Origin of the sequence: Bacillus sp. SA1-12 (assembly GCF_000981385.1) — a bacterium.
Taxonomy (GTDB): Bacteria; Bacillota; Bacilli; order Bacillales; family Bacillaceae; genus Metabacillus.
Genome location: NZ_LATZ01000002.1, coordinates 148,087 through 161,559, shown reverse-complemented (window position 1 = coordinate 161,559; position 13,473 = coordinate 148,087). Strand labels below are relative to the sequence as shown.

Annotated in this window: 10 protein-coding genes; all 10 read left to right on the top strand. The window is 36.4% G+C overall.

Annotated elements, in window-relative coordinates:
• Positions 1-3 precede the first annotated feature (3 nt).
• The 10 genes from WQ54_RS01950 to WQ54_RS01910 all read left to right on the top strand — a co-directional run bounded on the left by WQ54_RS01950 (position 4) and on the right by WQ54_RS01910 (position 13,424).
• Positions 4-1,824 carry an ABC transporter ATP-binding protein gene (locus WQ54_RS01950; protein ID WP_046511327.1) on the top strand — a complete coding sequence of 607 codons (1,821 nt, stop codon included), beginning with the start codon at positions 4-6 and terminating at the stop codon, positions 1,822-1,824.
• Between the two features lie 137 nt (positions 1,825-1,961).
• Positions 1,962-3,011, top strand: coding sequence for a LacI family DNA-binding transcriptional regulator (locus WQ54_RS01945; protein WP_331434719.1), 1,050 nt, complete (start codon positions 1,962-1,964; stop codon positions 3,009-3,011).
• Between the two features lie 120 nt (positions 3,012-3,131).
• Entirely contained in the window at positions 3,132-5,075 is a 1,944-nt protein-coding gene (locus WQ54_RS01940) for a glycoside hydrolase family 127 protein (RefSeq protein WP_046511321.1), read from the top strand.
• 414 nt (positions 5,076-5,489) lie between these two features.
• Positions 5,490-7,091 (top strand): sensor histidine kinase, encoded by a 1,602-nt coding sequence (locus WQ54_RS01935; RefSeq protein ID WP_046511318.1) that lies wholly within the window; start codon positions 5,490-5,492, stop codon positions 7,089-7,091.
• Positions 7,092-7,111: 20 nt separating this feature from the next.
• Positions 7,112-7,804, top strand: coding sequence for a response regulator (locus tag WQ54_RS01930; RefSeq protein ID WP_046511315.1), 693 nt, complete (start codon positions 7,112-7,114; stop codon positions 7,802-7,804).
• Positions 7,805-7,824: 20 nt separating this feature from the next.
• A complete protein-coding gene (locus WQ54_RS01925) occupies positions 7,825-8,793 on the top strand; it encodes a tripartite tricarboxylate transporter substrate binding protein (protein ID WP_046511312.1) in 969 nt (322 codons plus the stop codon).
• A gap of 168 nt (positions 8,794-8,961) precedes the next feature.
• Positions 8,962-9,117, top strand: a complete 156-nt coding sequence (locus WQ54_RS34165) for a hypothetical protein (protein WP_197089519.1) — start codon at positions 8,962-8,964, stop codon at positions 9,115-9,117.
• A gap of 368 nt (positions 9,118-9,485) precedes the next feature.
• The gene (locus WQ54_RS01920; protein WP_046511308.1) at positions 9,486-10,928 is read left to right on the top strand and encodes an NAD-dependent malic enzyme; all 1,443 of its coding nucleotides are present in this window, start codon (positions 9,486-9,488) and stop codon (positions 10,926-10,928) included.
• Between the two features lie 202 nt (positions 10,929-11,130).
• Positions 11,131-12,732, top strand: coding sequence for a sensor histidine kinase (locus tag WQ54_RS01915; RefSeq protein ID WP_046511305.1), 1,602 nt, complete (start codon positions 11,131-11,133; stop codon positions 12,730-12,732).
• Positions 12,732-13,424, top strand: a complete 693-nt coding sequence (locus WQ54_RS01910; protein ID WP_046511301.1) for a response regulator — start codon at positions 12,732-12,734, stop codon at positions 13,422-13,424. The genes WQ54_RS01915 and WQ54_RS01910 overlap by 1 nt, the downstream gene beginning before the upstream one ends.
• Positions 13,425-13,473: the final 49 nt, after the last annotated feature.

Sequence of the window (13,473 nt, the reverse complement as noted above, 5' to 3'; positions counted from 1 at the left end):
TACATGGAGAATCAAGATAAAAGCTTAGTTATTAAGGAACGTTTCCGCTATTCAACCGATACCATCATTGATAAGCCGTTTAACTGGAAACAGATGTGGAGGCTGTTAAGCTACTTAAAGCCTTATTCAAGGAACCTGCTTCCGCTTGCTTTCCTTGCAGTAATTGTTTCTGCCGTTGTTCGGTTAACTGCTCCTATTTTAATAGGGAAATATACGCTTGACCATGCCATTAAAAATAATGATATGAACCTACTGACAATTCTTGTCATCACCATAGCTGGATTGTACGTTTTATCTTATTTAGCAAATACGTTTCGTATAAAATGGATGAATATGCTTGGGCAAAACATCATTTATGATTTGCGCAAGGATTTATTTACACATGTTCAGTCTCTTTCACATCGTTTTTTTGACCAAAGGTCTGCAGGGTCAATTTTAGTAAGAATCATGAATGATATTAATTCGTTACAAGAGTTATTTACGAGCGGGGTTATTAATCTATTAATGGATTTTTTCTTGCTTATTGGTGTTGTGGTTCTGCTGTTTACGTTAAGTCCGGAATTAACTCTTGCCATTTTGGTCATTGTTCCGTTAATGTTTTTTATTTCAACAAGCTTACGAAAAAAAATTCGCCGCTCATGGCAAGCAGTTCGATTAAAGCAATCAAAGCTGAATTCTCACTTAAATGAGTCGATTCAAGGAATTCGCGTTACCCAATCGTTCACACAAGAGGCAGAAAATATTGAGTTTTTTGATGGAGTAAATACAGAAAATTTTCTGTCCTGGAAAAATGCAACGAGACGAAATGCCATGTTTACTCCAATGGTAGAGATGACAAATGCAATTGGTACGGCCATTTTAATTTGGTTTGGGGCCACTCTTATTTCAAACGGTTCCATAACAATTGGTACATTTGTTTCTTTTGCCTTTTATTTAGGGATGTTCTGGGAGCCGATTTCAAGACTTGGCCAGGTATATAATCAACTATTAATGGGGATGGCTTCTTCGGAACGAATTTTTGAATATATGGATGAAAAACCGATTGTTGCAGAGGCAAAGGATCCTATCTATCTAACAGATATGAAGGGCAAAATTGATTTTGAATCAGTTGAATTTTCCTATGATGAATCAAGGAAGGCATTAAATAATATTTCGCTTTCGATCGATGCAGGGCAAACTGTTGCTTTAGTTGGCCACACAGGCTCAGGAAAAACGACAATTGCCAACTTAATAAGCCGCTTCTATGATGCAACTGCCGGTGAAGTAAAAATTGACGGGGTAAACATTAAAGATCTTTCGATTGAAGACTTAAGATCACAAATCAGCGTGGTTCTTCAGGATACGTTTATTTTTTCAGGAACGATTATTGATAATATCCGCTTTGGCCGTCCGACTGCATCTGATAGGGAGGTCATGGAAGCAGCAAAAGCTGTTGGTGCGGATGATTTTATTCAACAATTATCAAACGGATATTTGACAGAGGTTGAGGAAAGAGGGAATGTCCTCTCTGTCGGAGAGCGTCAGTTAATTTCTTTTGCAAGAGCATTGCTCGCTAATCCAACCATCATCATTTTGGATGAAGCAACTGCGAGTATTGATACAGAAACAGAGATCAAAATTCAAAAAGCATTAAAAACCTTATTAAAAGGCCGGACAGCAATCATGATCGCACACAGGCTATCAACAATTCGTGAGGCAGACAACATTATCGTACTTGATCATGGAAATATCATGGAGCAAGGAAACCATGAAGAGTTAATGGAGCGCAGAGGAATTTATTACGGACTTGTAAAGGCGCAATTTAATATGCTTGAGGTTGGCTAAGAGATGGAAGTTTCATCTCTTATTTTTTTGGTTCAGAAAATTTTGTTGAAAGAAAATTCAGAAAACGGGTTGTTTTTTTCATTTTCCTCGTTTATGATCAAGATAGTTTAAACGATTAAATTGGGGAGACGATGAAGATGGTTACAATGAAGGATATTGCAGAACGAGCAAATGTTTCCGTTGCTACTGTTTCTTATGTATTAAATGAAAGCGGTAACATAAGTGAGGGAACAAAAAGGAAAGTCCTGCAAGTTATAAAAGAATTAAACTATCGCCCTAATTTAATTGCTAAGAGCCTTAAGATGCAGAAAACAAATACTATTGGTGTTATTGTTGAAGATATGACCGTATTTAATGCACCTGCGATAATCGATGGAATAAATGAAAACGCCGAAAAGCTAGGGCTTTCGATCTTGTTAACAAATATGCGCTTAGAAAGGCGAGCAAGCAACAGCCCAAAAAATTCGGATACCGTAAAACCGATCGTAAGAAGAATAATCGATGATTTAATTAGCAAAAAAGTTGATGGCATAATTTATATTGGTTTACATCCAAGAGATGTGACGGAAATCATTCCGACAATAGATATACCAATCCTTTTTACATATTGCTATACAACAAATGATCATCACTGCTCTATTAATTATGATGATGAACAAGCTGCTTATGATGCAACAAATTACTTTGTTTCAAAAGGCCATAAAAAAATTGCCCTGATAAGCGGCCATATTGATTCCATGTCCTCACACTCAAGATATGCAGGCTATTATAAATCGATTAAAGAACATAATCTTTTCTTTAAACCCGCTTATATTAAGACGGGAGATTGGCGATTTGATTCGGGGTATTCCCTCACAAAAGAACTGCTTACTATAAAATGCCTTCCAACCGCGATTCTAGCAATGAATGATCAGATGGCTGTCGGTGCTATTCGTGCTTGCAATGATTTAGGTTATAAAGTACCTGACGATATATCGATCATTGGCTTTGATAATCGGGAATTTAGCGCTTATTACTCTCCGAGACTAACGACAATGAGCCTTCCATTAAGAAAGATGGGTTTATTGTCAATTGAAACGATTAACAGCTTAATAGGTGGGAGTTTAACAGATTGTATGGAACTGAAAACAACGTTCAGATGTAAACTGATTGAAAGGGAATCAGTCAGTACTTTAACAGGGGATTAAGCTATTTGACAATGGCATGTTATTGGATTTTATGAAACGATTAAGTGAATATTTCTGTTGGTAATAATCGGTGCTTAGCACCCGCTTAATATAAAAATGCTTATACAAGGAGGAATTACTATGAAAATTGAACAAAAAGGAAAGCAAATGATTAGAATTACCGATCCTTTTTGGAAAAAACGTTTAGAGGTTATTCGCGATCATGTTATTCCATATCAATGGGAAGCATTGAATGACCAGATTCCTGATACAGATCCAAGTCATGCCATTGAGAATTTTCGAATTGCCGCAGGTGAAGCCGAGGGTGAGTTTTTTGGTATGGTGTTTCAGGATAGTGATGTTGCAAAATGGATCGAGGCTGTTGCGTTTAGCTTAGAAACTGAGCCAAATGAGCAATTTGAACAAATTATTGATGAAGTGGTTGCATTATTAGGCAGGGCTCAGGATGAAAGCGGTTATTTAAATACGTATTACCAGGTGAAGGAACCAACAAAACGTTGGACGAACTTGCGCGATAACCATGAATTATACTGTGCGGGCCATTTAGTTGAAGCTGCGGTTGCTTATTATAAAGCCACAGGAAAGAAACAATTTTTAAATATTATGTGTAAGTATACCGACTATATCAATTCTGTTTTTGGACCTGAGGAGTATAAGAGAAAAGGGTATCCAGGACATCAAGAAATAGAATTAGCACTAGTGAAATTATATGAAGTGACAGGAAATGAAAGATATTTAAACTTAAGTAAATATTTCATTGATGAGCGAGGTAAACAGCCTAATTATTTTGATATTGAGAAAAAAGAACGAAATGACACAAAACCATTTTGGTTCAATAATGATTATGCTTATCACCAAGCACATCTTCCAGTAAGAGAGCAAAAAGAGGCAGTTGGACACGCAGTTCGTGCGGTCTATATGTATTCGGCCATGGCAGATCTTGCTGAAAAGACAAAGGATGAATCCTTGAAGAGAGCATGTGAAGCATTATGGGAGAATGTAACCCAAAAGCAAATGTATATTACTGCTGGTATTGGCTCAATGGTTTTCGGTGAGGCATTTTCATTTGATTATGATCTTCCAAATGACCTCTCCTATACTGAAACATGTGCTTCAATCGGGCTGGTATTTTGGGCAAAAAGAATGCTGAATCTGGAAGTAAACAGAAAGTATGCTGATGTTATGGAAACAGCTTTATATAATGGAACCATAAGCGGAATGGATTTAGACGGTAAAAAATTCTTTTATGTTAACCCATTAGAAGTGCAACCAGAAGCAAGTTATAAACGAAATGATAAAAAGCATATAAAGCCTGTCAGACAAAAATGGTTTGGATGTGCCTGCTGCCCGCCAAATATTGCAAGATTAATCGCTTCCATTGGCCATTATATTTACTCTCAAAAAGGGAAGGAATTATATGTTCATTTGTATATGGGGCATGATACAACAGTAGAAATTGAAGGACAATCTGTTGGGGTTTCACAAAAAACAAATTATCCTTGGGACGGAAATATAACACTCAATGTATCGCCTCATTCTCAGCAAGAATTTACTTTAGCACTTCGTATCCCGGGCTGGACAAAGAGTGCTATTGTAAAAATCAATGGTGAAATGGTTGATTATCAGCCACTAATGAAGAATGGCTATGTTTATCTGAATCGGGTATGGAGTGAACATGATGAAGTGGAATTGTCATTTCCAATGGTAATTGAACGCATTCAGGCAAATCCGCTTGTCCGCAATAATAATGGTAAGGTTGCACTCAAGCGAGGACCCGTTGTTTACTGTCTCGAGGAGATTGATAATGGAAGGAATTTATCAAGCATTTTTTTGCCTAGAAACCAAGAATTAAAAGCTGCATTTAAAGATGATTTTCTTGATGGAGTAGTTGTGATTACCGGCAAAGCAGAAAAAATTCAAGAAAAAAATTGGGAAAATCAGCTATATCGTCCTGTGGAAGAACAGGCACATGAAAACAGTATTAATATCAAAGCTATTCCTTATTTTGCATGGTGTAACCGTGAACCGGGTGAAATGCTTGTGTGGATAAATGAAAAGAGATAAGCTTAAAAAACATTAAGGTAGTCCAGAAAAAAGCGCGATATCAGCGCTTTTTTTGTTTGTGAACAAAAAGAATAAAAGATTATTAAAGTTTAAAAGGGATTTTATATCCAAATTGTTTTTAACGTATAAATAAAACATAATATTTACTCTTATAATAACTTTTATTATAGTAGAAACCATTGGTGTAAGAATTTTATCATTTGGAAGCGTGTTCAATGCATGAGAGAACTTTCAGGTGTAAAGATGACAAACAATGATTTAGCTAGGGATTTCTCTCTAGCTCTTTTTTCAGTAATAGGAAATATTGCACCGTTAATCTTAGTATGTGAAAATAGTAGAAATAATTTATTTGAATTTTACCTGGCGGTAAATCTGCTCAAATGAAGTTACTATATATAAAAGGGCTTAATAAGAATGAATAAAATAAATAAGATTTCACTTCAAACAAAAATATTAGGGCTTATTAGCACGTTGATTTTGGTGATCATCTTTCTTCTTGCAAGCATTTTTGCTTATTTGCAATCTGTTGACACTAGAAATCAAGTAGAACAATTAGCACTGCAAGCAGCAAAATCGATTTCACTAATGCCTGAGCTCAGGGAAGCAATTGAAGACAAAGATTTAGAAATCAGTTTTAGACCAATTGCCGAGCAAGTAAAGGATCAGGTGAACGCAGCAAATATCATGATTGAAAATCGCAATGAAATTATTTATTCACATGTAACCCCTGATAAAGTCGGTTCAAAGAGTTCTGGTCACACCAATTATCACGCATTGCTTTTTGGAGGATCAAACATATTTGAAGTAGAACGTACTGAAGGTTCAGTTATCATTGGAAAAGTTCCCATTATCGCAGACTATGGTGATTATACTAGAGTAATTGGTATTGTATCGGTAGAATTTTTTGAAAAAGATATTTACAAGAACATCTTTAATAGGATAAAAACAATTGCCTTAGTATCAACACTAGTATTATTTGTAGGAATCATCGGCGGTATTTTTCTGACAAAAAGCATACGAAAAGATACTTTAGGGTTAGAGCCCCATGAAATTTCTTCCCTATTTCGCGAAAGAAGTGCCATCCTTTTATCGATCAAAGAAGGCATTATTGCTCTTGACCAGAAAGGGGTAATTACATTAATTAATCATTCTGCAGAGTCGATGTTACATCTTAATGAGGAAAGCTTTACTGGGAAACATCTTAACCAAGTCCTTCCAAATTTAATCATAGATGAAGTATTGCAACTGGGCAAAACGATTCATAATGTGGAGATACAAGTAAATGATAAAATGTATATTTTTAATCTCATCCCTATCTTTGAAGACGAGCATGTGGTAGGAGTTGTGTCGAGTTTCCGTGATAAAACTGAATTAAAAAAACTGCTCGAAACGATTTCTGAGGTACGTACTTATTCAGAAGGACTAAGGGCTCAAACACATGAATATGCAAATAAATTATATTTATTATCAGGATTGCTTCAATTAGAACGATATCAGGAGGCATTCGACTTTATCCAAAAAGAGTCTAACATTCAACAACATCAAAATCGCATCTTATTTAATCAAATCCATGATGCAAATGTCCAGGCCATTCTTTTAGGTAAACTAGGTAAAGCCTCAGAAAACAAGATATTACTTGAAATTGATCCTGACAGTTTTGTAGACCCTCTGCCACAGCATATCGAGGTAACGGAGATGATTACGATTATTGGAAATTTGATCGATAATGCGTTCGAGGCAGTAATTGATCAAAAAGAAAAAAAGGTTACTTTTTCGATTTCAAGTATGGGAAACGATATTATTATTGAAGTAACTGATAACGGAAAAGGAATAGATGAAGAAGTAATCGATTCATTGTTTACTTTAGGGTACTCATCTAAGGGGAAAAATAGAGGTTACGGGCTCTTCAATGTTCAGCAGATAGTTGGAGCCTTAGGAGGAACGATCGAGGTTAGCAATGAGAAAAATGGAGGGGCGATCTTTACTGTGTATCTTCCAAAAAAGCTTATGGAATAACCGGGAAGGAGAGAAAACACATGATAAAAGTTATGATTGCAGAGGATGACTTTCGAATTGCCCAAATACAGGAACAATTTTTACAGAAGGTTTCAGAAGTTAAATTAGTAGGTAAGGCACTGAATGCAAAGGAGACAATGGAAATTTTAGATAAACATGAAGTTGATTTGCTGCTGCTTGATATTTATATGCCTGATGAGCTTGGTACAGAATTACTGCCGAGAATACGGGAAAGCCATCCAACGGTAGATATTATTATGATAACTGCTGCAACTGAACGAACAATGCTTGAGAAAGCAATAAGATATGGCGTTTTCAATTATCTATTAAAACCAGTAACAATAGAGAAATTCGTTGAAACAATTGAAGAGTATAAGAAGAAGAAAAACATGATTAGCTGTCGTGAAGAGGTTGACCAGTCGTTGATTGATCGTTATTTTGGAATATCTAATCAAGCGCCAGTTAGTCAAAAGGAACTCCCTTCAGGTGTGGATCGTTTAACCTTACAAAAGGTAAAAGAAGTGATGGCAGAGCTGAAAGGGGGAATTTCTATCGAGGAAATGGGTGAAAAAATGGGGGCATCCCGGACAACTGCTAGGAGGTATCTAGAGTATCTTGTCTCGATAGATGTCTGTATTGCAAAACATGATTATGGAATTGTCGGCCGGCCAGAGCGGAAATATTATCTTGTCAAGGATTACAGGGTTATTTAACCATTAAAAGAGGATGAGTAATGAGAATAAAACAATTTATTATTTTTACACTTATTGTCCTGCTTTTTTCCGGATGTTCAATAGCTGAAAACAATGAGACCATCTCAACTGATGTAAAGCTAATTGCCCCTGGCTCAGAAGGCGGAGGCTGGGATTTAACAGCAAGGGCCATGCAAGATATTCTGACTAGGGAAAACATAATCGATGAGAATCTTCAAGTCGTCAATAAAATAGGTGCTGGCGGTGAATTAGGCTGGAAATTTACTCATAATCAAAAACACGATGTTTTAGCCGTAAATTCAAGTCTTATCATTACAAACCATTTAATGGGCCGAAGTAAGCTAACCTACAAAGATTTCACCCCGCTTGCCACCTTAATAACAGAATGGGAAGTGGTCATTGTCTCAAAAGAATCTAGCATAAAAGATGCCAAAAGTCTTATGAAGAATCTAAAAAAGCAACCACATGCTTACAAAATTGGCGTCTCTCCAAGATTAGGAAATGATGATCAACTTTCCTTTGTTTTAGCAAGCAAACATGCAGGCGTACAGCCTGAAGAGCTTGATTTCTATGTGTATGAAAATAGTGATAAAGTAGTCGAGGCATTAGTAAAAAAACAAATTGATGTTGCATCGATGACATTATCTGAGGCCAAAAAGTATTATGATTTGAACCAAATAAGACTGCTTGTCATTTCAGCAGAGGAACGGTTAAAAGAGCTGCCTCATATTCCAATATGGAAAGAAGCAGGGGTCGATTTAGTTTTCGAGCATTGGCGAGGAATTATGGGACCTCCTAATATGACTAACGATGAAATTCAATTTTGGGACAACGCAATTGGAAAAATGGTAAGAACTGAACAATGGAAACAAACACTGAAAACGTATATATGGAAGGATTTTTATAAGAATAGCCGTGAAACCACTGAATATCTTGAAAACCAAAGCAAAATGTATGAAGAATTAATGGGGGTAAATAAAATAGAATAATTCTTTGGATAAAATAAACAAAACATCCGATTTAGACATAAAAAAATAAATAAATGATTTATTTACTTTCTATACTTATCGCTATAAGATAGTCCCAAAAGTAAATACTGCTTGAAAAGCAAGTGGCTTGCTGTTTTGCTTTTAATCTTTTTATGGGGGACTAAAGTTATGTGGGTTATCACGGTTTATACAGAGGATAGCATTAAAATGTTTGAATTTGAAGATGAAATTGAAGCAAAACAATCGATTCAGAAAATAAAAGGGCGAAAAATTCTCTCACATATTGTCTATTATAACGATCAATTTGCCGAAGCAATTCGTTAAAATCCTAAAAGGCTGACTCATGATGAATATCAAAATTCCCCCTCTCCATAGTGATGGAGGGAGAAATTTGATAAAAAATGGGTTAGTCTTTCTTTATTTGTACCATTAGTCGAAGCAGATAAGCTTTTAGGGTACAACAAAACTTATGAACATAATGAATAAAATGCACAAAAAGAATTTAAAGCAATATATTTTGTAAACCATTACATCTGAAGAGAGCTGTATTAGAATGATGTCAGGATATTAAAACGCTTCCAAAATAACTGCTAACCTATCTCTAGCTTTCACTGCGTACATAGATATAGGTTAGACAGTTCTAATATCCCCGCAAATAGTGGTTTATTTTTTAATGCTTACGGAGGTAACATATGTCTCAATTAAGCAATGCCAGTATGAACATCATTATAAGAATGCATATTCAAAAAAAACTTATTTCTTTTAGTGACATTGCGAAGGTGATAGGAGAAACAGGCGGTGATATCGTAGGGATTGACGTTATCTCGACAAGTAAAACACAAACCGTTCGCGATATTACCATAACCGTAAAAAATCAACAGCATGGTCAGCTAGTAATGGATTGTATTCATGATCTTGAAGGAGTAAAAATCATCTCGGTTTCGGATCGCACTTTTCTTTTACATATTGGAGGAAAGATTGAGATTACACCAAAGAATCCAATCAAAAACCGTGATGACCTGTCACGTGTCTACACACCTGGTGTTGCCCAGGTATGCCGGGCTATTGCTGATGAACCGCTTAAAGCACATTCTTTGACTATTAAAAGGAACACAGTTGCTGTCATATCAGACGGAACGGCAGTGTTAGGGCTGGGTGATATCGGTCCATTTGCAGCTATGCCAGTGATGGAAGGCAAGGCTATGTTGTTTAAGCAAATGGCAGGAGTTGACGCATTTCCTATTTGCTTAAACACAAAGGATCCTGAGGAGATTATTCAGATCACTAAAGCGATCGCACCAGCCTTTGGCGGCATAAATTTAGAGGATATTTCATCACCTAGATGTTTTGAAATTGAAGAAAGGCTAAAGCGTGAATTAGATATCCCTGTTTTTCATGATGATCAGCATGGAACAGCAGTTGTCCTGTTAGCAGGCCTTTATAATGCATTAAAGCTAACTGGCAAGAAAATTGAGTCTATTAAGGTCGTCCTAAATGGAGTCGGTGCTGCAGGCACAGCCTGTGCAAAAATGCTGATAGCAGCTGGTGTTCGAAATATTATTGGAGTGGATCGTACAGGTGCAATAAATCGAAGTGAAACGTACGATAATCCTAATTGGACTTCATTTGCAAAGATGACCAATCCGGATAATGTAAGAGGGTCATTATCTGATGTGATCCAAGGAGCGGATGTATTTATTGGTGTTTCCGCCCCAGGAGTATTAAAGGTGGAGCATTTAAAATCAATGGCAGCAGATCCGATTGTGTTTGCTTTAGCAAATCCTGATCCTGAAATTGATCCAGAGCATGCTGAACCATATGTTAAAGTGCTTGCGACAGGGAGATCAGATTATCCAAATCAAATTAATAATGTCCTCTGTTTCCCAGGGATATTTCGCGGTGCACTAGACTGCCGTGCTTCCGAGATCAATGAAGAGATGAAAATTGCAACCGCTAAAGCAATTGCAAATGTCGTTACAGATGATGAATTAAGTGAAACATACATTGTTCCAAGTGTCTTTAATCAAAAAGTAGTTGAAAGGGTTCGGGAGGCTGTTGTAAAAGCAGCATATAAAACAGGCGTTGCCAGGAAAGATTTGATGAAGGAAGAAAATGCACTTGTAAAGAATTCCTGACTAACTAACCTTAACGTATAAAAAGGATGACTCTTAAGTATAAGTTCTTTAAATAACAACGATTGAAGCTTGATAGAGTTGTTACATTTAAAGTATTGCTTAAGAGTCTTTTTTCAATTAGTTATTATTATAGTTAATGACAAAATACGATTGCTCTTATAAAATTGTAAGCGGTTACTAAATTTAGAAGCTAGGTGATGCCATGAAAAAATTTTGGAAGGTTAAACTTCTTGATAGACTTATTATTTTTGCAGTTGGCCTTATTTTACTTATCGTTCTTTTATGCAGCTTGTTATATTACCAGACGTTATCAACGACGGTTGAAAAGCAATTAAGCAATAGGGCTCTGCATGTAGCGACAACAATCGCCTTAATGCCGGATATTCAAAACGCTTTTTATACTGAAGATCCTTCGGTCGTTATTCAGCCAATTGCTGAAAAGATTCGTATTCAAATAGACGCAGAGTACATTGTTGTTGGAAATAAGGAAGGAATACGCTATTCCCATCCGCTTCCTGAAAGAATCGGGAAGAAGATGGTAGGAGGAGATAATGAAAAAGCACTTAAAGATGGGAAGTCATATGTTTCAAAGGCAACAGGTTCTCTTGGACCTTCCTTACGTGGTAAGGTTCCTGTTATAGGTAAAAATGGTGAGATAATAGGTGTTGTTTCTGTTGGTTTTCTTATTGAGGATGTGCATGATCTAGTCAATGGGTATGCGAAGCCCGTCATTTGGATAGCGCTCATTGCTTTAGTCATTGGAACATTTGGATCACTTCTGCTTGCGATTAGCATTAAAAGACTAATGTTTGGACTTGAGCCGGATGAAATTTCAACTTTGCTCTTGCAACGTAATGCAGTATTAGAATCTGTCAGAGAAGGCATTATGGTCATTAATAATGAAGGGCATATTTTAATCATGAATCAAGCTGCATATGAGATATTATCGTTAGATAAGGAAAATCAAGTAGTAGGGGAATCCATTGAAACGATTATGCCAAATACTTCACTTTTAGAAGTGCTAAAAACAGGGGAGAAGCAATTAGATAGACAAATAGAATATAAGGAAAAGGAAATTATTGCTAATCGCTTGCCTCTTATGCTCGGTGATGACGTAATCGGGGTTGTTTCCAGCTTTCGCTTGAAATCTGAAATGGATCAATTAACTGAAGAGCTATCACAGGTAAAACGTTATACTGAAGCATTGCGGGCACAAACACATGAGTTCACAAATCTACTTTACACCATCTCAGGTTTAATTCAACTTGGATCATCTGGTGAAGCACTTGAACTTATTCATCAGGAAACGGAAAATCACAAGGACTTTGTCCAATTTATAATGCAAAAAATCAAAGACCCTTGGCTTGGAGGAATCATTCTAGGTTTTTATAATCGTGCAAAGGAATTAAAAATATCATTTCAGTTTGATCGAGAAAGCAGTTTTGAAAAATTACCTAAGCATATCGACAATAGTTACCTCGTATCCATTTTAGGAAATATCATGACAAATGCTTTTGAGGCAATGGAGAAAACACCATATCGTGATCGTAAGGCAAGATTATTTATAACAGATTTAGGTGAGGATTTATTATTTGAAGTGGAGGATTCAGGTCCAGGTATTGATGACAAGCTGATCTCTTTTATCTTCGAGAAGGGGTTTTCTACAAAGAAAGGTGGAAAGCGGGGCTTGGGATTATCAAGGGTTAAAGAGCTTGTTAAGGAGATGAATGGCAGCATTTCGATTGAAAAAGGGGATTATGACGGAGCTTTATTTATTGTAACCATACCTAAGGAGGAAGCTTGATGAAGATAGAGGTTATGATTGTTGAAGATGATACAAGAATTGCCGAAATTAATAGTCGGTTTACCAAAAAGGTGGAAGGATTTGACGTCATTGCGATTGCTTCATCTGGTAAGCAGGCTCTTGAATTATTAGAGATTATCCAACCGCAGCTGGTGCTTCTCGATGTATATTTGCCTGATATAAAGGGAACCGAATTAGCAAGTATTATTCGCCAAACCTATCAAGATCTTGACATCATTATGATAACTGCAGCATCTGAAGTAGAAATCGTCGGTCGCTCACTTAGAAGCGGAGTATTTGATTATATCGTCAAGCCAGTCATATTTGAGAGATTTAAAAATAGCCTTGAAAACTATCAAAAAAAGCTTATAAAACTAAACACTAACAAAAATTTATCACAAGAGGAAATTACAGAACTGTGGACTAACGCCAGAACGGAGGATCATCGAACTTTAACAGATGTGCCAAAAGGAATTGATCCGCTCACATTAAATAAAATTCTCCTCTATCTCCCATCAATAAACGAAGAAGGAATAACAGCTGAAACACTAAGCAAAGAGTCTGGGGTAAGCCGGTCTACGGCAAGACGTTATTTAGAGTATTTAATATCACAGAGAGAAATTGTTGCAGATTTAGTTTATGGTCAAGTTGGGAGACCAGAAAGAAGATATTTTCGTCCTAAACAGAAATAAACAGTCGTTTTTTCGCTTCTAATCCTAATCGATTTTTTCATGAAATTTA

Coding starts and splice junctions, on each gene's coding strand:
- WQ54_RS01950 (WP_046511327.1), top strand. CDS start 4: ATGGAGAATCAAGATAAAAGCTTAGTTATTAAGGAACGTTTCCGCTAT.
- WQ54_RS01945 (WP_331434719.1), top strand. CDS start 1,962: ATGGTTACAATGAAGGATATTGCAGAACGAGCAAATGTTTCCGTTGCT.
- WQ54_RS01940 (WP_046511321.1), top strand. CDS start 3,132: ATGAAAATTGAACAAAAAGGAAAGCAAATGATTAGAATTACCGATCCT.
- WQ54_RS01935 (WP_046511318.1), top strand. CDS start 5,490: ATGAATAAAATAAATAAGATTTCACTTCAAACAAAAATATTAGGGCTT.
- WQ54_RS01930 (WP_046511315.1), top strand. CDS start 7,112: ATGATAAAAGTTATGATTGCAGAGGATGACTTTCGAATTGCCCAAATA.
- WQ54_RS01925 (WP_046511312.1), top strand. CDS start 7,825: ATGAGAATAAAACAATTTATTATTTTTACACTTATTGTCCTGCTTTTT.
- WQ54_RS34165 (WP_197089519.1), top strand. CDS start 8,962: ATGTGGGTTATCACGGTTTATACAGAGGATAGCATTAAAATGTTTGAA.
- WQ54_RS01920 (WP_046511308.1), top strand. CDS start 9,486: ATGTCTCAATTAAGCAATGCCAGTATGAACATCATTATAAGAATGCAT.
- WQ54_RS01915 (WP_046511305.1), top strand. CDS start 11,131: ATGAAAAAATTTTGGAAGGTTAAACTTCTTGATAGACTTATTATTTTT.
- WQ54_RS01910 (WP_046511301.1), top strand. CDS start 12,732: ATGAAGATAGAGGTTATGATTGTTGAAGATGATACAAGAATTGCCGAA.